The following is a 22,387-nucleotide window of genomic DNA, read 5'->3' as shown; positions in this document are numbered from 1 at the left end:
CCCCCCCCTTTCCGGCCTCGGCCGGCGAGCATCAGCGAGAGGGGGAGGTGGATGTCAACGGTCTTGGTCGCCCAGTGCCCGATGCCCGATGCCCAAGGCGACAGGAGGGCGAACCGGTAAGGTACGGTATATTTGGGCTATCAGAGGCACAAAATTGAGAGCGCCATGAGCACCGTAGCCGACTTTCTGTCGGAAAAGCCAATTGACACGCGGATCGAGATCGGGGCGTACGAGTATTTGTGGCAGCAGCCCAGTTCCACCATGAAACGCCTGGCAGATCTGTTCGGGGAACACCCGGGCAGCCTGCCGTCCGACTTGGTGGAGGTCGAGGTCGCCGAGCGTACCGCGAATCAGGTGGTGGAACATCTGGCCAGCCGCGGCATCAAGCGCTTCGGGGTACGGATCAACGGTGCGCACGACTATCCCTCCCGTCTTCGCGAAGCCATCGAGCCAGTCGAACTTCTGTATTTCCTTGGCTCGTGGGAGCTCGCAGAAGCGCCGCGCCGCATCGCGGTAGTAGGGACCCGCAAGGTCAGTGATGAGGGCGCACGTCGCACGCGGAAACTCGTGCGTGGTCTCGTCGAACACGATTTCACCATCGTGTCGGGGCTTGCGCAGGGCGTCGATACTATCGCGCACGAGACCGCCATCGAATGTGGCGGGCGCACGATCGCTGTCATCGGCACGCCAATCTCCGAGGTTTACCCGAAGGAGAACGAGTGTCTCCAGCACCGTATCGCATCCGAGTACTTGCTCATCAGCCAAGTGCCGGTGCTGCGATACAGTGCACAGACGCCGAAGTGGAACCGACTGTTCTTCCCTGAGCGCAATAAGACCATGTCCGCGCTCAGCGAGGCGACGGTCATCATCGAAGCCAGCGAGACGTCCGGTACTTTGATTCAGGCGCAGGCCGCCCTGAAGCAAGGGCGGAAGTTGTTCATCTTGGAGAGCAACTTCCACAACCAGGCCATTACGTGGCCAGCGAAGTATGAAAAGCTCGGTGCGATCCGCGTCCGTGAACTCGACGATATTCTCCGAGTCATGGCGTAGCCATGCCGATGCCCAGGCGCCTAACCTTGGTCGGAGAGCTTGAGCGGCCGGACCACGAGCACCTCCCTGCTGAGGACAAATGTTATTTCTGGGGCGAGTACACCCCACATAAGCACACCAGCGGCAAATTATGGGATTTCTCGCCGACGAACCAGCTCATCAGCAACCTGAAGAAGGGGATGAGCCGACGCGGCAAACCGGATTGGCGCTACAAGCAGGAAGCGATCAAGCAGGTCGCACAGGCCTTCGCCGTCCATTGGAAGTGGAAAGAACTGCTGGAGAAGTATTCTGTCGCGCTGATCCCGATCCCATCGTCCAAGGCGAAAACGGACGCGGACTACGACCCGAGGATGCTGCTGGTCTTGGAGGAGTTGTCGCGCCGCCTTGGCGCCGAGTTGGACATCCGCGATTGCCTTTCCTTCAGCGGCGCCTACGCTGCTAGCCACAAGAGCGAGGAGAAACGAGATCCGGACCGGCTTTACGAGGACCTCACCTTCGATGCGGTGGCTGGAAAAGTGGACGCACAACCGGACGTGATCCTCATCTTCGATGACATGCTCACCACTGGCGCGCACTACGCCGCCGTCACACGGCACCTGCGCGAGCATTTCCCGGACGCGAGGCTCGTAGGCGTCTTCGTCTCCCGCCGACTTCTGCCGGATCCCTTCGCAGATGCTGCAGACGACTTCGACGTGCTCGACGATTGATGCGAGGGCGATACAGTGACGAAAGTCTTCCTCAACTATGAGCGCCCGACGCCGGCGGGCCGATGCGGACCCGACACGCGCCCGACTTGGCGATCGCCGGCACTGCAACACCACGCAAGGCTGACGCGGTGCTCACGCGCGGGCAGGCCCACCAGTTGGCGGCATACGCAACCCGGGAGAGCCCCGCGCGAACCAGCCAGCGACCGCATGCGGGCTCACAATGAGGCAGGAGCCGAGGCGACGCCGACACCGGCCGGCTGACCGCCCAGGGCCAACATCACCAGCTGCCAACAGCATGCTGCCGGGCCAACCTCGATGCAGGGAGTACGCTGTCGCGCGCTGGCGTAGGCGGGGCTGGCCACGCTGGCAGGAATCTTCGACGCCGCCGACTACCTGCACGCTGGAGCCGACGCTGCCCCGCGCGCATGGCAGGCTGCCACACACTGGGTCGGCATGCGACCTCGAGACGGGGACGAGCTCCGGGCACGAAGGGCCGCTGACGGCCGATAGTGTTGAAAAACTCGCTGGCAGCCGTTCTCTGCTCGTCTCCGGAGGTACCTTACCCCTCAACCGTCGGTCGATCGTGGAATACAAGCCGATCTGAGAGGTCGACTTCTGGCGATTACGGTGCGCGCGCCATGGGTATCGAGTTTTTCAACACTATCGACCCATTGCTGTCACACGCACCGTCACTCGGATTGGCCTCTGCGCAACCGGTTGCGGTCAGTCGATACCAGCCATCCTACTTCATGGTGTACCGCTCATTTCCCTCATCGAGGCGCGAACAACATCGATGCATCGGCGACCGACAGCAAACACTCCCAGCTAGCAGCTCACGGAAGGTATACGCGGCGGGGTTGATCTGCGGTTGATCCGCCCCACATCGTGGGGCTATGCAAGCGAAGCCCACCGCTGCGGTTTGGTGCGCCGCTGGCTCAACCAAGGAGACAAGGCCGATGGCCCAACAATATACGATTCGAGACGCGGCTCGCAATTTGGCCGCAGCTGACTTGTTCCGGAAAATTTCTACTGAAGAGAAGGCTGCCAAGTTCGCCGAAGAACTGCAAAACATGCCCGATGCTATGCTGCAGACCATGGCGCGGATGAGCGGCATTCCGGCTCATCAGACTGCCCTGCACCTGGCCATGATGCGCGGGCAAGAGAACGAGTTTTCGCGTGGGCTTAATGCGCTCGATGGGTGGTTCCAGACTGGCGACCTCATTTTGATGACAGGGAACCTAGCCCTCGCGCAGGCTCAGAAGGCCCTTTATAAGGACGCGAGGTCTAGCCACGTCGCAATCGTGCATGCTGACTTTATCTGCATCGACGCGATCCCGAAGGTCGGCGCATCGAATCGAGTCATTCCTGACGTCCTTGCCGATGTTGAGCCCGGGTGGCGCGTGATCCGACATACGTCGGTTGGGCCGGAGAACACCGATCACATCATGCGCGCGTGTTCGTTCTACCTGGCGCAACCTTACAAGATCCTCCCATCCAAGAAATCGGCCAAGAAGTTCGCATACTGCTCGGAGTTGGCCAGGAAGGTGTATCGGGACATCGGCGTCGCCGGAACGGGCATCCCTGACGATCGAATCATCGCGCCGGCGCACTTCGACCGACTTGCAGACCATCACCCGAATTGGGTGGACGTGACCGACTCTCTGCGCCCCGCAGTCGAGTTCTGCCAGAAGTACCCGGAGATCCTCCGTGCGACCGCCAAGATGTTCATTGACGGGCTGAAGCTGAATCGCAGGCGCTTTGAGGAACGGACCGAATTGCTTGCCAAAATTCGGGACTTGACCAAGGCCGGCAAGATCAGCAAAGAGGATGCTCAAGATGCCGTGGCACAAATTAGGGAGATCGAGCACAACATGAATCACACCTTCTGGGATGTCCCGCGCAAGGCCGGTGGGTTCAACGGCCCCGGCGAGGATAAAACCGCTTGAGCGCGGGCGCTGGCCACGTTGACCAGCATGCCGGCTGGTGTTTATCAAGTTGCGGGCCATGCCAAAAGCGGTCGGCCGCTATGCAGCGTGATACGCCGGCCGCGTCGACCAATAGGTGTCGCTAGCTTGCCGCCGACTGCGCCGCCACACTGGAGCGTCCGGTGTCCAACGGCAAGACGTCAGGAGACATAGATGACCGCGAATGGCTGCCCTCTGCGATGGTGGACTTTCGACTCTCAGGCTGCAAGCGGCCGAGTACAGCCTGAACCAGCCATATAGAGGTTAGGTCCGGAAGTCCGGCTGTAGCCGGTGGCGGCCATTGTGGCAGCGTGTCCTGGTACCCTCCCCGCTCACGCTGCTCAGAATTCCCTGGCAGGTCCAGGCCCCCGGCGGCGGCCGGGCTGCCGGGTTTTACCGAGCCGTCAGTTGCCGGCATGCCCGCGCGGGCCAGGCACGCTCCCGACCAAGCCGCCGCACTCGCTGTAGCGCCACGCACGGACAGGCCCACCGGCCGGCGGGGGCCAGCGGCGCGACCGACTGCCGGCACCAATACCACCCGAAGAACGCAAGACGCCAGCGCCGGCACCGACATGCCGGCTCACCATGCAGCCCGAGCCGAGCCGACGCCGGCACCGGTCGGCTGGCCGCCCAGGGCCCACACTACCAACCGCCAGCAGCATGCCGCCTAGTCAAACTCGATGCGAGGAGTACGCTAACGCGCGCTGGCGCCGGCAGCGCCGGCCAGACTGGCAGGAATCTTCGATGCCGCCGAATACCTGCACGCTGGAGCAGGCCCTGCCCCGCGCGCGTGGCAGGCTGCCACACACTGGGTCTGCGCGCGACCTCGAGACGGGGACGAACGCCGGGCGCGGGGGCAGTTGACGACCCAAAGCGAACGATGGAGCAATCCTAAAGGGGTCATTTCGTCTCGCGTCGTAGTCAACGTGGGGTTCCACACACAACAGAAAGCTTCTACTTCCAAATATAAGTAGACTTCAAGACCGACGTTGGCCTCTTTTCGGTATCAAGAGGACGAAAAGCGCAGCGCCAAAAACGCGCGGCCGGGAGATGCGAATGAGTGGAATCGAGACATTATCAGAGCTTCGCCGTCGTAAAAGCGCGTTGGGGAGGAGACTGGGCCCATTTGAGTTTTTTTACGACTCAGAATTGCCAGCCCTTTCTCAACTAAAGAGTACCTTCGCTACCCTCCGTCCTTCAGCGCCCGTGATCACTAGCGCCGCTGGCCAAATGACAATCGCAGTGGAGTCTGCGGAGGCGGCGTTCATTTTCCTGAAGGGACTCCAGACCCAATGTTGCCATAGTCCAGGGACTGAACCGGGTTTTGGTGGATTAGCCGGACCCTTGCTGTTTAGAGGTATGCGTGACGAATCATGGGATATTGAGACATCAATCGCTAGGGTATCTCCGAATGAGCGGGCGGCCGCCTCTCACCTCACTGACGCATTTTCACGGTTGACCGCCACTGTCGGCCATGGCATGGCCGGGCTACGGCTCCCCCCATCGAGCTATGTGTCAGTTGCTCAGCACTACGGCTTCAAGACCAGTTTGCTCGACTTCACCCCGGATCCCGAGGTTGCCGTGTTCTTCGCATGCCAAGAGGGATCGATGACTCAAGGCGTGGTGTACTTTCAAAACATAAACCGGCTTCTCGACCAGGGACTGCGTATTCTGCTGGCCCCGCCGCTCTTTAAACGCATTGAAATACAGCGTGGAGTTTTTGTGGATACCCCGGGGGTGCTTTCAAAATCCCTCTTCAATCGGATCGTGTTCCCATCGAATATTCCGTTGACAGTGTTTCGTAACGGAGAAGCAGTTGACTTGCTGTCCATGCCTGACTGGATAGCAGATGCCTCCGCCTTCGTTGAAACATGGGCGCCGGGGAAAGTGCTCGATAGCTTCTCCGGCGACGAGTGGGAGTGGGACTTCTATGCAAAAGGACCCACGTATGATCCAGTTATGGAACTAGCTCGTTGGCTAGATTTTTACGAAGATGCCCGGTACTGGCTCGCTGGCCTCGTGTGTGGCAGCGAAGAGGCCTTTCTTCCCCGTTTGGTTAATGCCATAGCGCACGACAACCCCGAGCTTGCATCGCTGCATGATGAACTTCAGCGCCTGTTCGGTAAGCCAACTTGAGGGGAAGGCATCCGATCGGTCGGATTCTCGTGACCCGTATCGGTCGTACGAGGCATGAGCGCATTTGCGCCATGCAACTCCACTGAAAGCCGGTCGCGAACGTACCAGTTGCGGGCAGCACGCCGAGCCGACCGCGAGGCTGGAACCGCGCTGACGTGCGCAGCCGCCCGCGGGGCCGCTCTGGCTGACCAGCGTCTACAGTGCCGCCAGTTTCCAGCACGTCTGCGAATCCTAAACGCGCCCGAATTGGCTAGCATCTACCGCGCCGCCTGCTCCGGCCGACTAGGGCCAGCGGGGCGATCAACCGCCGACGCATGCACACCGGGGACTCAACGCCCGAACCCGCCAGCGGCCACGCCCTAGCTCACAATGAGGCTGGATGTTTGGCGAGCCGCGTTCCCATATTGCCATTGCCGCGGGCGGCTTTGCCGGGTTGATTGAAGGACTGCTGACGCAACCCACTGCAGCCGCTCGAGTCTCGATCGCCAATGTCAGTTGGTAGCGGGAGCAGAAGCTCGATGTCCGATAGCGCACGTCCGATTTGGAGCGAGGAGCGGCCGTCGAGGGTCCGACAGCCGCCATTGAGAGGGTGAGTTCGATTGTTGAATGTGACTGTTGAATGAGCGTTCGCTAACGGCCCGGGGCAGGCGTTAGCAACGGCGTCGACGAGCAAACTACGACTCGTCTTGCGCCTCGCGTCAGAGCCACGTAGAGGTGTTGTGCAGTCATGCGCTCGGGCTCAAGTATGACCACGACGTCAGCCTCCAGCCCTTTCAGAAGAAGCGTGCTTCCAACGGCTCGCCGGCCCAGCGGCCGAGCCAGTTGGCGGTTTCGCTCGCGGGTCTGAATCACCGCGCCAACGAACCCGACTTCGCCCCCGGCCGCCCTCAGCGCTGAGATACAGCAGTGCAGCACCTCGGGTCGGTAGACACGCGCATTGCGTTGGTCCGCGAGGGACTGAAGCAGATCAATTGAAGTCGTGTGGCTGGGAGCCGCCATGAACGCCACTGCTGCGGCCTCTGCAGGCGTCGCAGGGATGCGTGCTCGGCCGCCTCGTATCGTTTCGACTCGCGTGAGGAAGTTTGCGGCACCCACCCCGGTCATCAGTGAAGTCGCGAACTCGACAATTTTTCGCAACGCGTTGGGGTTCGTCAAATCGAACTGGCGGGCGAAGTTCACCAGGTCTTTCAGGTCGACCGCCTCGACGGAGGTGGCACCCGGCGTCTGCATGGTGAGTTGATGCCGACCATTGACATTGATGGAGTCGCCAATGACCAGAACGCGGCCGTCTCGGGTTGGCGCTTCCGTCCGGGCGGCCACCAGTCGTTGCTGCAATTCCGCGCCTTGGGTTAGTTGAACCCACTGGACTCCCTCCGGTGCCCCACGCAGGTCCACAGATTGACCAGCCTGCAATGATGCGCGGGCTTGAAGTAGCCAGGCACCCAGCGCGTCCATGCCTGCGAGTCGCCATCGCCAGGGGGTCTGCAGTGCGCCGATGGGCGGGAACATGGTCTGAGCCTCGCGCTCCCAGTGGACCAGTGGCTCGCGGAAGCCGAATATCGCTTGCATCGGGTCGCCAAGGACACAAGTGGGCAGTGTCTGCGCGATGGAACAGACGATGGCGTGCTGCGCGGCATTGCAGTCCTGATACTCGTCGACCAGCAAGCGCGAATATGTCGAGGTTATGGGGTCACTGATGTGACCGGCCTGCAGGAGCCCTTGCACGGCACCTCGGATAGCAGGGTAGTCGGCATTCGGGTTGGCCAGTTCGAGAACGCGCGCGTCGAGGCCCGCTCGGAGCGGAAACTTGGCCGATAGCCGCATCGCGAAGCCGTCGATGGTCGACACCCTGTAGGCTGAGCTTGGGACGCCGCCACGCTGGAGCCTGGCGCGTAGAGCGGTGACTCCAGCATTGGTGTGCGTCAGCACCAGGACTGGCTTGTTGTCGGCGTGCAGACTCAATGCATCCGCGATGAGCTGGGTCTTGCCGCATCCGGCTGGGGCGGTAACTGAGCCTAGGCGCGCCTGGAAGATGTCAATCTCAGGCGGCGGCACTCGTCCACCCCCAGAGCTGGTTCGTAACTTCGATGAAGCCCGGCTCTGCATTCGCTATGTGGGGACCGACGATGTCCTTGGCGATTTCCTGGAAACCGCTCAATGACTTGAACCAACCGTTCTTGTTATTGCGAGCGGCAAGTCCGAGCAATTCTCGGCTCGCAGGTGTGTAGCCGCCATTCAGCCGTTCGGCCTCTATGGCATCCAAGGTGACTTGTCCGTTTGACTTCGACTTGATGTGCTCGGCCATGAGCTCGCGGCCGACCATCTCGTCTGCCTTATTCAGCAGTGCGTGCACCGCGTCATCGCTTGAATGGCGGAATAACTCGTCCTCGAGTGCCAAGCCGGGCCGCCACGTGAGGTACTGGCCGCCAGCGGCAACGAATCTCTCAACTAGTCCGACGGTTGAAATAGGCTTGTCCGCGTCGACGAAGACGAGGACGCGATAGCCCAAGTTGAGGAACGCCTCTCCCCGTGTGAAGCATTGATCGGGGCTTCCCCCGCCTGCGTCCACGTATGAGCCTCCGTGGGCCAGGAATGACGTCGCGCCACAGTGGACCCACCACTGGTCCATCCCGCGAGCGAATCCGACCTCGCTGGCGCCTTCGCAGACGATGACGGACTTGGACAGGAAGGCCTCGGCCGCCTTGCGCAATGTGCCCTGGATGCCGTCGTCTGTACCGGCACATATGGCCGTGTGGATGCCCGAACGCTGGCGCACGACGAAAAGCTGGTTGCCAGCGAGTTCCCTGAGCGTCACCGGTGAATGGGTTGTCATAAAGACCTGCAGTGGCTGGCTCGCGTCCTTCGCCCCGAGTGAGTCGAGCAGTCGCATGAGCCGGTGCGGCTCAAGTCCGTACTCGACCTCGTCTACCAGGGCGACGGTGGCGGCGGCGGCGGCGGCCCTTTGCAACCCCGCGACAAGCAGCCGCCCCGAACCCGTTCCCAGCGACCGCAGAGGAATGCCGGTCTCGCTATGGAGCGCGATAGCACCGTCGCCGATCGACACTGAGTGAGCATCAAGTAGCGCCTGAGCGCTCGCACCGACGGCTACGCCCAGGCCGGTAGCTGTCTGGGTTACCACTTGCAGGGTCTGGGCGAGTTGAGGGCCGGCCTGCGCGCCGAAGGTGGCCCGGGCGGCGCGTGCCGCGCCGGCGAGTTCCGAGCCAAGGTTCGCGCGCTCTTCCGTGAGCCGGTTCAACACCGAGCCCCTAGCCCAAGAAAGGTTCGTGTTTGCGTAGGTGCCGATTCGGGCTGGTGCTAGGAGGCTGCGGTCCTTCCAGACCAGAGACCGTTCCAGTTGCTGGTGAGCGGCTCGGTCGGAATAGAGTGTCCAACTCGGCTCGAGGTCGCCCGTGACCTCGAGCTTCAGCGTCAGAACCGTTTCCAAACCTGCACGCGGCTCGTCTTCAAGTAGCCCAGCGCCGAGGTCAAATCCGCGAAGGAACTCTCCGTATGTGTCAATGTTCTTCAGCGCGTCGGGTAGTGCGCCGAGCGTGACCGCAATCACGATTGTCCCGGTGACGTCCAGGCCGAAGAAGTCCGTGTCGCCGAAAGGCGCGCTCCTCCGCGCTCCAAGGCACAGGTCGAGGGCATCGAGGATGGTCGACTTGCCGCTGTCACCCGGGCCAATAAGGCAGTTCACGCCGTTGGACGGTGTCCAATCAAGCGTCTGTATCGAGCGGAAATTGCGAATTTCAAGGCGACGAACGCGCGTCATGTTTACTCTTAGTTGATCTGGCTAATCCCAACGCGCCTGAAGCCGCCGAAGGGAAGCAAGGGTACTCGTCAGGCTTCCCTAACGTCAGCTCTCTCAGGCAAACCTGTCACCGAGAGTCTAGAGGCCGACTGAACGCGTGCAACCTATATCGGCCGCTCAGATCTTATCTTTTAATGACGGTTCATGGCCGGATGCAGCCCCGCGGCCCTAAGCCGGAAACGACAGGCCGACGATGGGTGCGGTGGAGATAAAACCCTCATCCGCTGGATTTTGAGGTGTTCGCTTGGACTTCCAGTACCGTAGTTCCGGGATCCCGGCTTCAATCTCGGCGCGCAATGTCTCCGTGAGCCGTCCGGCCATGTAGACAACCTGCTCGGCTCCCGACCAGCCATCACTGATTTCCTTCACCTGGTTGCCCTGGGCTGCAGCAAGTTGGATGGCACGATTGATTGCTTCAGACTTGGTTTGTACAGTCATAGCCTGTTCAATTGCCCCTTTGATTCTGTGTCTGGCCTGTGGCAACGAGCACACCTGAATGATTCCTGGTGGCCTGCGACGGAAGTCTGCTGTATTCGGCAGCCGGCAAACTAATCCGCAAGAGCGTGAGGAACCCACTCTCCGTCACGACGGGCGAGCACGCATCTCGACAGCGCGTACCGTTTCTCAGGAAGATCTCTGCTAGCCATCTCCTGCATGAATGGCAGCGCGCCATCCCATCCAGAAGCCGACACGAACAGCAAATCGCGCGCGGGAACCACAGCGAGAATTTCTCCGGGCATCTGTTCCTCGATCTGCTCCCATAATGATTCCAAGAGCAACAACGTCGCCTCAAAATTCCCACCTGCGGTGACCATGTAGCGAGGCGCCTCGCCATGAAACTCAATCTCGGGTAGTCGCATAGGCAAATTGCGAAGGGCAACTGCATACAACTCTTCCTCTGAAATCGAGGCGTCCGTGAGTTCTCGATAGGTAACGAAACGGAAGTGAGTTGGCAAGTCGATTGCGTACATGACGATCAAGTCCGCCGCAAACGGCCTCGTGACAGGCGAATCGTCGCGAGCGAGGACCAAGACATCATCAGAGGGATCGGCCGGTTCCATCACCTTTAGGATGGGGACTAGCAGGTTAAGGTCCAGGCAGCCTGCTGCTGAGGCTCGCTCCGAATCTTCCTTGCCGGTGCTCGTCGTCGCCGGCGTCTTTTGCCCTTTAGACTGCCCAAACATTCGTATTCTCGACGTTTTATTAAGTGCCCTCTGCGAAGGTGCATGGTAGCGCGCCTGCATCGAGTATGTATACAAAACAGATCGGAACCCCCAGTGACCCCTACTGGCCGGCCCCGGTCCTGGTAGGCAGGTCACCGGCGGACCGCTGTCGGCCCCCTACTTCCGCCAGCGCTAGCTAGGACGCCGCCGAGGAGCAACCGACCCTTAGCGGTCGGACGGCATGCTGGTGGTGTAACCAGCAAATGGACCAACGAATAGAAATCCCTCAGCGAGTTCTCGACAAACTTTGCTCTGGCTAGGGAATTGCGAGGCGAACTCCGGCCAGGCTTGATCGACAAAAGCATCCCATTGGTGTGGGTCGAGTTCATGGATCTTTCCGTCGCAGATTTCGACGACTTCGAAGCCACGGTCGACAAGTACAGTTACCGCATGTTGGGCGGCGACCTCGTGGCTGGTGCCTGAGGCAAAGACTGGTACGTAGGCGCCAATTAACTCCGAGGGCATTTCCCGGTTGTCACCGCGTTTGACATGGATGGAAAGCTGAAACAGGCGTGGATGTTGAGCCGGCTGTCGCTTCTTGAAAAATGTCAGCATGAAGTGGTCTAGACTGTTCGTTGCCATTCGAAGCCAAGAGCATATCGGAACGCTTGCATACGGCCGTAAGCGAGCGATTCCAAACTGGGCAATCTATGGCCGCTTCTGGCTGCGGCCATTGTGGCAGCGTGTCCTGGCATCCTCCCCGCTCGCGCTGCTCAGAATTCCCTGGCAGGTCCAGGTCACCGGCGGCGGCCGCGCTGCCGGGTTTTACCGAGCCGTCAGTTGCCAGCATGCCGGCGCGGGCCAGGCACGCGCCCAACGTCGACTCAACACGTACTACAACACCACCCACGGACAGGCCCACCAGTTGCCGTCACGCCGGTGCGAACCGTTCATTCGCGAGCCGGCTAGCGTCCGCACATCCCCGCCGGTCGACCGCGGCCTGCGGCGCAACCAACTGCCGGCACCGGCACCGCCCGGAGAGCGCAAGACGCCAGAGTCCACATGCTGGCTCACCAGGCAGCTCGAACCGAGGCGACGCCAGCGCCAACCGGCTCGCCGCCCAAGCCGGTACCACAGATGGCCAGTAGTACGCCGCTCCGACCTCAAGGCTGGGACCGCGCTGACGCGCAAACGCCAGCGCCGCCGGTCAGGCTAACCGGGATCTCCTGAGCTGCCAGTTGCCAGTACTCTGGCGCCGCCCGCCCGCCCACCCGCGTGCGTGAGCCTCCGGCCCCTGCGCAGCAACTCCGCGCTATGCAAAGGGCGCTGGTTGAAGGAAATTCGGCACCGTAGTAACATGGCCGTGAGATGTAACACGGACAAGTTATTCCTCACGGCCAAGTGACTACGACATGAATCCTCTATCGCACATCCCCGCTGAGCTTCGCGCTTGGGATGCCTTTCGTGACCTGTTTGAGGGTGCCGGTTGGCGACTGGTGGAGCCTAAATCGCCGGAGAATCCGGAGGACGTCTTCCTGACGAGTGATCGCGGTCACACCTATTGTGCGGTGCTCAAGTTGTTCAATGAGGGACGCGCAGACCGGCTCACTGCTGCGTTTGCACAGGGGCTACTGGAGGCCCGCTTGCACGCGAAGGAACAACGAGTGCGTCCCGCTGTGCTGATCTGGGTGAACAGTACAGCGCCAACACTTGTCGACCGTCTTGTGAGTTTTCACCAGCAGTACGGTGACGGCGAGCCATTCGCCCTGCTGTCGAGAGATGGGACCGAGTACGTTGACTTCCCGGGCCTACATCGATCCAAACAGCGCAACACCCAGTTGGCTTCCCACTGGGCCAGCCACAGCGCACCACCGCGATTGGTGCTTTCGGATCTCAGCCAGTGGATGCTCAAGCTCCTGCTGGCGGTCGACATTAAACGCGAGGGAATGATCGGTGTAGATGCGACTCGCTATCGCACGGCGACCGACCTTGCGAATGCCGCAGGCGTCTCCAAGATGACAGCCACACGGCTGGTGAACGCCTTGAAAGAAGAAGGTCTCATCGAGTCCAGGCCATTTCTAACGCTTGTGCGGCGACGTAAACTGGCGGAGAGATGGAAAGCGGCGTACCAGACTCCGTCGCTCGCGGTAACCATGAAATTCCTATCACCAGCTCCGGCTAGCGATCAGATCGTCAAGCTCTTAAAGAAGGAGCACGGCATTCTTGGAATGTTCGCCGCGGCGAGCGCCCTTGGTGTCGGCCATGTTCGCGGCATACCACCGACAGTCTGGGTTCCGAACTTGACTGTGGCAGAACAATGGCACCAGATGCGCCGTGCCCGGGAAGGCGAATCCCCTGATTTGATCCTTCAACAACCTAATTTTCCACAATCGCTGCAGCGCGGCAGTGTACTCCGTGACGGCATCCGGGTTACTGATATCTTCCAGACTTGGCTCGACGTTTCGGCTCACCCTGCACGCGGCGCTGAGCAGGCCGCTGAATTGGAACATGGGATTCTTGCAGACGTCATCGGAGAAAGCGCGTGAGCGACCTCATCGAATTCAGCAAACTCGCCATGACACTTGAGCCCTGGCGCTCGAAGATCGTCTTTGTTGGGGGGTGGGCCTACCGGCTATACCGATACGAGCCTCGCGCCATCAATCCCGAGTACGGTGCGATCTTCACCCAGGACGCTGATGTAGCGTATGGCAGAGAGGAAGCCCTCGAGGGTGATATCAAGAAAGCGCTCGAGGGCGCTGGGTTTAAAGAAGAGCCCAATTTCGCAGGTGGTTTCCGACCGCCGGCAATGCGCTATACGTTGGGGGAGCAGGCCAACGGATTCTACGCGGAATTTCTCACGCCGCTGACCGGCAGCGGCAAGCGGCGTAACAAACGAACGAAGGAGTTTGAGGTTGATGCAACTGAACTCAACGCCGGTGTCGTCGCACAAAAACTGCGCCATCTCGACGTGCTGTTGCATGAACCGTGGCTCGTAACAATCCCTGCGGAGGAATCGGGGGTTAGTGAGGCTGTAGCAAACCTGCGCGTTCCGAATCCGGTGAGCTTCATGGTCCAGAAGCTCCTCATCCGTGATGACCGAGTCTCGAAGAAACGGGCGCAGGACGTCTTGTACATCTACGATGCAATGTACCTCTTCAATACGGTGATCGAAAGCGACCTCGTCCCGACTTGGAAGCGTCTCGAAGCAACCTTGGACGAACCACAACGCAAGTCCATTCATGCAGGCGCCAAAGCGCTGTTCTCGGACGTGAACGACACCATCCGTGATGCGGTGGAGATTCCTGAAGACCGCAAGATCGACCCGAAAGAAATGCTCTACATCTGCCAAACCGGCTTCGAGGAGCTTTTCGGCAAAGCGAAGTAGGTAGCTCTCCGACCTGGTGCTTAAGAAGTTCCCGAGGATTGATATTTCCTCCGCCCCAAATAAGGGGATGCCTACGGGGGCGCGAGTACCTTCGGCCGGTTCCTGCTTCGCCGGGCGGCCTGACTGCACCATATCCCTCCGCAGGCAATATCGGCATATCCTGCCGCCCCCCTAAAGCGCGATTGCGGCACACACAGTCGACGACAGCTTCCGGTCGAAGCGGGCGCTAAACGTCGCAGGTATCCGTTCTGCCGCGCCCCCTTGTTCAACAACCGGTTCGCCGGCGCTGATGCGCTCGGTACCTCGCAGTATGGCTAACTGTGCATTACTCGGCCCGCATTGGATCAGTAGCCTGACCCGGTTGTGCGGGCGTATTGAGCCTGTTGAGCAAGTCGATGGCGTCGTCCTCGCTCAGTTCGGTGAACAGCGGAGGCAGATACCTCACTTGCATCTGCAGTTGGCTCCCGCCAGTGACTTCAGGCAGGACAATCCGAACATTATCGAGCACCTGTTCTAGACCACCGTCTAGAGTGAGAAAGCGAACCCTGAGTTGAATTGGCAATTCTCTTGCCACAGCTTTTACAAGCGCGATTCTCGGAATGAGGTGGACGTCGCTCAGCACGTTATACGTTGCGTCTGGCTTTGCAGGCTTCAGCATCTTGCGTGCATCAAGGTTGCCGTACAAGCAGGCGACGAACAGAACCACGATGCCGTCAGTCCTTTTCAGCCCGCCCGATATTGCAAGTTCAGCGAACTTATCTTCGACGGCCCTGCGCGCAGCTGGTGCGACCGGTTCAATGATTAAAGGTGCCGCCTTCGTCCGGAACGCTGCGCGCGCGTCCCAGTCGGCTTCCCGAAGTCCCGCAAAGAGCTGAGCGAACATATCCTTTGCAGACTTAAGGTACTCGGAGTCTGTACGCGCAGACCTGAAAAAACGGGAGACCGCTTCCGTTTCCTTCTCAAGCTGCATTGTTTTCTCGGTCACGTTGTCTTCGCGTCCATGTTCGCCCTCCATCAACGATGGCAATGGACTGATGGCGTATTGAGGCATGTCGATTCCCCGAAGAAAATCGAGCATCCGTTGCTCCTTATTCCCTTTCTGTTCCTTTCCGGCGATCGCGACTTTGATGACGGACAATACATTGCGATCCAGAAGAAAAAGCGTGTCGATCTGTAAATTGGTGGAGTTCATATTTTTTCATTTATATTGGATGGACGGCTCTTTGACTGGTTACCTAACCCTACTATATCCTTCAATGAAGTGAGCGCGGGAAAATATGAAAGCCGTGGCCGTTGATACGTGCAATACGTGCGTGCCTGGCCTCCCTTCGCCCACGTGGAACGAACTCAGACACTGGAGCCAGACTGGCATTACCTTAAACGAACTCTGTGCCGAGAGACGCATGGGCATGAATCTTCATGCATGGCGAACTGTCCAATCCAGAAAAATAACTGCACCGACGTTTGCGAGCTCGCTGCTTTTGGTGGACACGCTTACGCGAAAATGAGTGGAGCAGTCGTATGGGGGCGCGATCCCAACGTCCTAGATCATCACCGCTATTTCCCCATGGCTGTCGGCCAAGCATTCGCTGAGGCGATCGACCGCAAATCAGAATTTCCACTTCTGGCGACCGACACAGCAAGCCTTCATAGCTTTCCGATGCTCCTCGCCTAGCAGGCTGCGGAAGTACTCCCCGCACACATGCAGAATTTTTCGCTGGTGCGGGCAGGTGTGCCTGGATTTCATAATCCGGAAGATGCAAGCCCTCGCATTGAGTTTTCTTGCGGCGGGAGGCCCGTTTCCAGCGTCAGTCCCTCGATCACCGCAACTGCGGGCGGATCTGTCCCAACGAGCGCATCCGCACCAGGTTGTACGCGGCGATGCTCAGCACGAACATCTGCTCCACCCGCTCACCTTCCACTGCCAAGAAAACTCGCGCGCGGCTACCCCTCTCCCTGGTGGCTCAAGATCAGCCAATTTCTGCCGATGTGGATTGGTTGGGGTCTTTGCGCGCTCAACTATTTGTCGGGGCGTCGCGCGGACTTGACTTCCCGGCCAAGTCGGTAAGCTAAGTACAAGCGCTACAGAAATGCGCCAAAGCCCTGAAACTCAATAGGAAAAGAAAAATGCAAAAGAGCACCAAGTTCGCGTTCTCCGCAGTTGCCGCAGCCGCGGTCCTCGCACTGGCCGCATGCGGCGGCGGCGGTGGCGATGCGCCGGCCGCCTCGGCCCCGGCCACGACGACGCCTCCGCCCGCGCCGGCGATCACCGTCCAGGGCACCGCCCCGGCTGTCACCGCTGATCCGCTGGCCGTGGTTTTCGTGCCGTCGACCGAGACTTCGACGCGTTCGACGCAACAATCGATCGCCGCGAATTCCTTTGTGGCTTCATTCCAAAAGACCACGAGCGAAGGCGCATACACCACCATCGGCCCGGACGCCAACAGCCTGATCTCGCTGTCCTCCGGCAAGGTTGTCGATGTTTCCGGTAACGGTGAATATGCGATCGGTCGATGGACCGATGGTTCGAGCAACATTCTGGGCAGCTTGAACAGCAACCAGGGAGCGCACTATGTGGTCGGCAAGCCCCTAGCACTCAATGCGGACTTCAGCGGCGCACCGACGGTCAAGGCGAATTGCACGGCTATCGCCGCCACCTCACCAACGGCGACCAGCGGTAATTTTGCCCCGGGCAAATTGAACTCCGCCACCGGTGTGATCGGCATCACCTTCCCCGGAATCGAGACTCTGACGCTCGATATCGCAATCGGGTCGGATGCCCATGCAACGGCCACGATCACGGGCACCCTCTTATACGGCGTCGGCTCGGCATCGGGAGTTCTTTTTCACCTCCAAGCACTCGGCAGCGACCCGAAGAATCCCCTCGTTGCCCTCGGCTACTCGATGCCGACACCTACGAGCGGGGACGTCTCGGGCGTCGTTGTCCTGAAGTGCACCAGCCCGACTGGCCCTGTCTGAGTTACGGGGGGGGGAACCGGCGTTGCCGATTCCCCCAAAACAAGCGGCTCCCGCCTAGCCACCGTTTCCGCCGGGATTCGACAAATACCCGGTCGACGTCGGGATGAATTCGGTGCCGGGAGCGCATGCCCACCCGCCAACGGGACTTTGTTGTCCGGGGGCTCCCGCCTTCGTGACGCAGATCCCAACATAGCAATAGTTGCTGCAAACAGTCGCTCCGCCAACGACGACGCCATCAGCTACGCTCGATGTTCCGCTACCAAGTCGCCATACACTGCTTTGGCATGACAAGACGCGCCCAGCAGGGTCAGAACGGATTGACCCCTGAGGGTCTCCGCACCACTGCCCTTCAGTGACCGTCTGCCCGCCACCGGTAGACGGCACAATTGAGCCCGCCGCATACAGATACCCATTCGCCGCCACTGAACCAGTTGCCGAAATATTTCCGTAGCTTGTGACTTGATTCGTAGTCACCGCATTCGCGGACATCAGCCCGCCTACTGAGGCGTCACCATAGGACTGAATGCGGTTGCCATAGAGGCCATTCGCGCTGGCATTACCCGCAATCGACGCATCGCCAGCGGAACGCAGCGTGCCGCCGCTGACCTGGCCGGCCGCGGCCACATTGCCGTTTGCGGAGACGGAGCCATTGGACTGGAAGTTGCCCACCCTGTTCATGGCCTGGTTGTTGGCATCCATCGGACCGGTGAGGTTCAGCGAACCATCGCGTTTGTAGAACTGGTTCATGCTCTGCGCCAGCAGCGAGCTATTTCCCACGCGCATCATGAGCACGCCGGCCGGCGAGCCGGGTAGCGGATTGGGCGCGGTCCAGCTCGCCGCCATCCCCGTGACCACCGTCGGCGACTCGGCGTAGGACGTGCCCCCGTCGACGCCTGCTGTTTCGACCGCCAGCGTCATATGGTCCGTCCGGATATTGCCGGCCGTGTCCCGATATGCCGTGGTCGAGTACAGCCGCCCGGGAATCGTGCAGCCCGTGATATCGCCCGCGCAGTTCGTCGGCGTCAGGTCGATTGCGAACGTGAGGCCGAGTGGGCTTTTTTCGCTGTAGCCAATCGGGAGCAGCTTCAGGTTGATGAAGTCCTGAATCGTCGGATGCAGCGGATTGGCCACGACCGCGGACACGCTCCCCACCGTCATGGTTGTCGAGCCGGCCGGGCTCGCAGCGAGCGCCGTGAAGTTGTCGAACGTGTACGTGTTCGCCGCACTGGCCACGTTGGCCATATATTGGCCCGTCCCGATTGACAGGGCTTCGTCGATCGCCTTGTTCGAGGTCGAGATCGTCGTGGCCAAGGCGATGGACGACACGATTAGCGTGAAAGACATGTCCGTGAGCAGCACGGTCAGCTCCTATGGAAATGCCCGATCGAATGACCGGGCAGGTGTGGCAGCAAGCTATTTTCGGACACAAATGCATAGCGCCTGCGTCCGAAAGCTCGCGAGAACAGGCCCTCTTTCGATGTGATTACGACGTGAACAGGTTGATCGTGTTGCTGCCGCCCGAGCACGAAACCTTGCTGGGGTCGATCGTGGCGCCGACCGCCTTGATCACCGTGTTGTTCACGATGATCTTGCCTGCGCTGGCTTGGTACGAACCAACGATCGATACGCACGCAGCATCGGGCTGGTTCGGAATCGTCCATTGCAGCGAGTCGTTAGCACTGAGCAACTGCGACGGCGCGACGGTAAGCGTGCCACCGCCGGGCTGGAGAATCACGCTGCCGCTGGCCTCGGTCATCGTGGTCAGGTCGCGGAAGATGCCGTTGCCGATGAGGCCTGCCATCGTCACCTTGTCGTACTGGCCACGGTACGATGTCTTCACCTTCCCGATCACGCTGTTGAGCTCGGTGGTCAGTTGCTGCACCTGCGAATCGGTCTGGTTCCGCGAGAAATAGACGAGACCGGCGAGCAGCGCCAGGCCCGCGAGCAGGAGGTAAAAGCCGTAGTCATCGAGCACGCCGCCCCACTGCCGGCGTGTCCGCTTGTTGCGCTGCCCTTCCTTCATCCCCGAGACATTGAGCGGGGCCGTGGTTGCGTGATCCGGCGTGTTGCGGTTGAACGTGTCGACTGCCAGCGTGCCGGCTTGTTTGGTGCGTGCCATGTTCGGTTCTCCAGGTTAGGGGTGAATGGCGGGGGTAGAAGGGGCGCCCATGTATCCAGACATCTTCTGGATACGGGCATTGGTCTTGACTTCGTCAATCATGAAAGCGGGCATATAAGCCAGCGCGACCATCAGCCCAACGAGCAGAATGCTGGCGCGTCGGTTGAATCGCCCGGCCTTCACCTGCATCTCGCGCGGCGTGCTCTTGAGCATTTCCTTCGAGACCGACTCCAGCATCTTCGACAGGTTGCTCTCGTACTCGGCAACGTCCTGAATTCGGAAGCTGGTCGCTTTATCGAACAGGCCCGTGTCGAAAACCTTGCCGCCGTCGTTCGGCGAGTATTCGAGGTTGAGCAGCATCCGGTCGATGTGGTAAGCGAGGTACGGATACGCAGTCGAGCGAATCAGCTCCAGGGCCTGCGTGAGGTTGCGCGCGTCCGTGCCAAACTTCCGGGTCGACGAGGCCATCCCCGCAAGGAACTGCGCCCCGTGGAAGCGTCGGAAGAAGTCGAACACGATGACCCTTCGGTCCAACCACGCGCGGTATCGGCCCGTGTAGCGCGTCAGTGCACGCACGATCCAATACACGATGCCTACCTCGGTCAGCAACACCGCCCAGCCCCAGTGCCGGATGAACGCCGACCCATAGTGGTACGCCGACGCCAACGGCCCGTAGTTTTCAACCCGCAGGTTCACGGCGAACGCCTTGTCCAGCTCGGGTGCTACCAGGAACGCGATCAGCGCAAGGTACGCGTGCAGAATCACCAGCGTCATACCCACACTGAAGAGCGTCGACGCGATGCCGGTCTTTGCATCCTCAAGCGCGATCAGGTTTTCCGAGAGGGCATATAGCCCCTCCCGGATGTCCCCGCCCTGCTCGGCAACCGCGAGAATCGGGATGTCCTCGTCCGGCACCGTGCCGCGGAAGATCTCCGACAGGCGGACTTGTTGGGCTTCCCCGTGCAGGCCTTCCCAGCGGGCGAGCCAGTGCGCAGCCAGGCGCCCGAGCGGCTCGCCGGCGCGGCGTGTCGCGTCCTTCGCGAAATGGTTGGAAATCGGCTCCCCGGGTGTCGCATCGATGCGCTTGGCCAGGTCGAAGTAGTATTGCGCGCGTTCCGAGCGGAACCGCAGCTTGGCCCAGAACAGCTTGTCGGAAAACATGCGGTCGCCCGCGCTCACGACGCGCCGGCCGACCAGTTTGCCAAACGCACCGCGAATCTTTTCGCTCATCGTCATGTCACGCTCCATCGTGGCGCATCTTGCGACGCGCAAGCTTTGCCTCGTAGGCATCCATCGAGCACAGGCGCTCCGCCTCGCGCGGATCGACGACGCCGGTGAACACGTTGTACATCGCGACCTCGAAGCAAGATTTGCCGGTGCTGTCGGGCTGGTCGAATCCGAGCACTCTCTTGCTGCGCTGGTAGGCGGCGAGCTCCAGGTTTCGCGCGTCGCGGATGTATGCGAGATCCTGTTCGTCTGGCTCGAACATCTCGGCGGCCACGGTGCGACCGCGGATGCCATTGAGCATCGGCAGATTGGGGCGGCGGCACAGGGGGCACCCTTCCATGTTGCGAACCCGCATGCCGTCGACGTCGAACTGGAAGAGCCGCTCTATCTGCTTCAGCTTCTCCGCGCCGAGAATCTGCTTCATCTCGTCGCCCTGATGGCCGCACGAGCAGGTCTTGGGAACGAGTGCCTGGTAGACGTAGAGGTTCACGAAGCCCGGCGTGGCCAGTACGCTGCGCGGGATTTGCAGTTCCCCATCCGAGAGACGGTCCGGCGCCTGCAGTGCACTCGGCGCGTGCACCGTCGTCAACGCTCGCAGGCCCGCGCCAGCGACGTCACGGAAGAGGCCCGCCGACTCGTGATCGCGCACCTCACCGATCGACACGAAATGCGGGTTCATCCGCTTGATCTGACGCTTGACCGCGATGAAGGGGTCTTCGTCGCGATTCGCGCCATCCAGTGTCCGCGCGATCGAGAAATGATGCGTGCCGCGCGCGAGCAGCTCAACGGGGTCTTCGACCGCCATCTTGTGCATCCAGTCGGGCAACTTCTGCATCACGGCATGTGCAGACGTGGTCTTGCCAGAGCCAACCACCCCGACGAAGACGGTGCCACCGCCCAACTGGAGCGTAGTGCGGTCGATGATCTGCGCCTGGCTCGGGAAATAGCCCAGATCCTTCACAAAATCGACCGTCCTGTCTTCGACCTCCTCGCGGTGCAAACGCATAACCGTCACGTGGCCGGTGGCGCTCTGCATCGACGCCCAGCGCAACACCACCGCCTGGTCGTCGACGCGGGCACGAATGCTGGTCTGTTGCGGCAACACCCGACTGAATACGCCCTGCGATCCGCCCTTTCCTTTCTGCCAGACATGAGCCAATGTATCGAGCAGCACGCCGGTTTCCATTCGGAATTCGGGCGGGGCAACCAGATGGCCGTCGATCGCAAAGCGGATCTGCGACATGCCACCGTGGTCAGCCACCTCCCAATGCAGGTCCGACGCGTTTTCGGTCAAAGCAAACCGAATCGCGGACTCGAAGTTCTGCCACAAGGCGCTTCCACTCCGCCGACCCATCCCGCCGGCAATCTCCTCCCGCCCGGCGCTCGAATCGAAACTGCCACGCGAAAGCGTCACCATGACCTGCGCGGCTGCCACGTGGACGCACTTCGCGGCAGCGTCATAGCGCAGGCGCAGTTGGCGTTGGATCTCTTCGGTGAAGTCCGAACTGAGCATCTCGCGGGTGAGAATCAGTGCGTATTCGCCGCGCTCTGTGCCGCCGGCGCTCTTCGGTTCGCTAACCAGCACCGGGCAAATCTCATGGCGCAATGACGGAGACATCCGAAGGTCGTCATATAGCGGCCGCACGAACTGTGGCAGGTCATCGACGGTTCGGATCTCTTCGCCGTCAGCCGGTGCAGCTGCTGCGCCAAGTAACGTCGCATGAGCGTGCGGAGCGGCCGGTGCAGTCTGCACCAGCGCTGGCGTTGCGCCCGACAGCACTGTCACACCACCCGTTGTGGGAACGCTGTGAGCCGCCGTGTCGCGTTTGGAGAAGAATCGCAT

17 protein-coding genes are annotated in these 22,387 nt (G+C 60.7%); 7 read left to right on the top strand and 10 right to left on the bottom strand.

Annotated elements, in window-relative coordinates; translation table 11 throughout:
• Positions 1-165: 165 nt before the first annotated feature.
• The 4 genes from ACWTPI_RS34160 to ACWTPI_RS34145 all read left to right on the top strand — a co-directional run bounded on the left by ACWTPI_RS34160 (position 166) and on the right by ACWTPI_RS34145 (position 5,857).
• The gene (locus ACWTPI_RS34160; protein ID WP_059414522.1) at positions 166-1,050 is read left to right on the top strand and encodes a DNA-processing protein DprA; all 885 of its coding nucleotides are present in this window, start codon (positions 166-168) and stop codon (positions 1,048-1,050) included.
• A 26-nt stretch (positions 1,051-1,076) separates the two neighbouring features.
• On the top strand, positions 1,077-1,757 hold the full coding sequence (locus ACWTPI_RS34155) for a hypothetical protein (RefSeq protein ID WP_156174003.1): 681 nt from the start codon (positions 1,077-1,079) through the stop codon (positions 1,755-1,757).
• 956 nt (positions 1,758-2,713) lie between these two features.
• Entirely contained in the window at positions 2,714-3,703 is a 990-nt protein-coding gene (locus ACWTPI_RS34150) for a hypothetical protein (protein ID WP_059414525.1), read from the top strand.
• Positions 3,704-4,777: 1,074 nt separating this feature from the next.
• Positions 4,778-5,857, top strand: a complete 1,080-nt coding sequence (locus ACWTPI_RS34145; RefSeq protein WP_197090439.1) for an FRG domain-containing protein — start codon at positions 4,778-4,780, stop codon at positions 5,855-5,857.
• 630 nt (positions 5,858-6,487) lie between these two features.
• On the opposite strand, the gene ACWTPI_RS34140 is transcribed toward ACWTPI_RS34145, so the two are convergent.
• From ACWTPI_RS34140 to ACWTPI_RS34120, 5 genes are all read right to left on the bottom strand, one after another.
• Positions 6,488-7,963 carry a UvrD-helicase domain-containing protein gene (locus tag ACWTPI_RS34140; RefSeq protein WP_059414527.1) on the bottom strand — a complete coding sequence of 492 codons (1,476 nt, stop codon included), beginning with the start codon at positions 7,961-7,963 and terminating at the stop codon, positions 6,488-6,490.
• On the bottom strand, positions 7,899-9,632 hold the full coding sequence (locus tag ACWTPI_RS34135) for an ATP-dependent nuclease (protein ID WP_059414529.1): 1,734 nt from the start codon (positions 9,630-9,632) through the stop codon (positions 7,899-7,901). The genes ACWTPI_RS34140 and ACWTPI_RS34135 overlap by 65 nt, the downstream gene beginning before the upstream one ends.
• A 207-nt stretch (positions 9,633-9,839) precedes the next feature.
• Positions 9,840-10,109: a hypothetical protein gene (locus tag ACWTPI_RS34130; protein ID WP_156174004.1), complete on the bottom strand. Its 270-nt coding sequence runs from the start codon at positions 10,107-10,109 to the stop codon at positions 9,840-9,842.
• Between the two features lie 110 nt (positions 10,110-10,219).
• The gene (locus ACWTPI_RS34125) at positions 10,220-10,855 is read right to left on the bottom strand and encodes a DUF1444 family protein (RefSeq protein WP_059414531.1); all 636 of its coding nucleotides are present in this window, start codon (positions 10,853-10,855) and stop codon (positions 10,220-10,222) included.
• A 204-nt stretch (positions 10,856-11,059) separates the two neighbouring features.
• Entirely contained in the window at positions 11,060-11,449 is a 390-nt protein-coding gene (locus ACWTPI_RS34120) for a hypothetical protein (protein WP_156174005.1), read from the bottom strand.
• A 797-nt stretch (positions 11,450-12,246) separates the two neighbouring features.
• On the opposite strand from ACWTPI_RS34120, the gene ACWTPI_RS34115 reads away from it, so the two are divergent.
• Both ACWTPI_RS34115 and ACWTPI_RS34110 read left to right on the top strand, forming a co-directional pair.
• Complete coding sequence (locus ACWTPI_RS34115; protein WP_082080027.1) at positions 12,247-13,380, top strand: helix-turn-helix domain-containing protein; 1,134 nt, start codon at positions 12,247-12,249, stop codon at positions 13,378-13,380.
• Positions 13,377-14,219, top strand: a complete 843-nt coding sequence (locus tag ACWTPI_RS34110) for a GSU2403 family nucleotidyltransferase fold protein (protein WP_059414535.1) — start codon at positions 13,377-13,379, stop codon at positions 14,217-14,219. The genes ACWTPI_RS34115 and ACWTPI_RS34110 overlap by 4 nt, the downstream gene beginning before the upstream one ends.
• Positions 14,220-14,544: 325 nt before the next feature.
• On the opposite strand, the gene ACWTPI_RS34105 is transcribed toward ACWTPI_RS34110, so the two are convergent.
• A complete protein-coding gene (locus ACWTPI_RS34105) occupies positions 14,545-15,411 on the bottom strand; it encodes a hypothetical protein (RefSeq protein ID WP_059414537.1) in 867 nt (288 codons plus the stop codon).
• Positions 15,412-16,346: 935 nt separating this feature from the next.
• Between ACWTPI_RS34105 and ACWTPI_RS34100 the strand changes: the two genes are divergently transcribed.
• Complete coding sequence (locus ACWTPI_RS34100; protein WP_059414539.1) at positions 16,347-17,198, top strand: hypothetical protein; 852 nt, start codon at positions 16,347-16,349, stop codon at positions 17,196-17,198.
• Positions 17,199-17,252: 54 nt separating this feature from the next.
• Here the strand turns inward: ACWTPI_RS34100 and ACWTPI_RS34095 are convergent, their stop codons facing one another.
• The 4 genes from ACWTPI_RS34095 to ACWTPI_RS34080 form a co-directional block, all read right to left on the bottom strand.
• The gene (locus ACWTPI_RS34095; RefSeq protein ID WP_082080030.1) at positions 17,253-18,557 is read right to left on the bottom strand and encodes an adhesin; all 1,305 of its coding nucleotides are present in this window, start codon (positions 18,555-18,557) and stop codon (positions 17,253-17,255) included.
• A gap of 124 nt (positions 18,558-18,681) precedes the next feature.
• On the bottom strand, positions 18,682-19,317 hold the full coding sequence (locus tag ACWTPI_RS34090) for a type 4 pilus major pilin (protein ID WP_082080033.1): 636 nt from the start codon (positions 19,315-19,317) through the stop codon (positions 18,682-18,684).
• 15 nt (positions 19,318-19,332) lie between these two features.
• Entirely contained in the window at positions 19,333-20,553 is a 1,221-nt protein-coding gene (locus ACWTPI_RS34085) for a type II secretion system F family protein (protein WP_156174006.1), read from the bottom strand.
• A gap of 1 nt (position 20,554) precedes the next feature.
• Positions 20,555-22,387: an ATPase, T2SS/T4P/T4SS family gene (locus ACWTPI_RS34080; protein ID WP_059414543.1), complete on the bottom strand. Its 1,833-nt coding sequence runs from the start codon at positions 22,385-22,387 to the stop codon at positions 20,555-20,557.

The sequence above is a fragment of the Cupriavidus ulmosensis genome (genome assembly GCF_977008105.1).
Note: the sequence above shows the minus strand (reverse complement) of the source record. Positions and strands in the feature narration are given on the sequence as shown.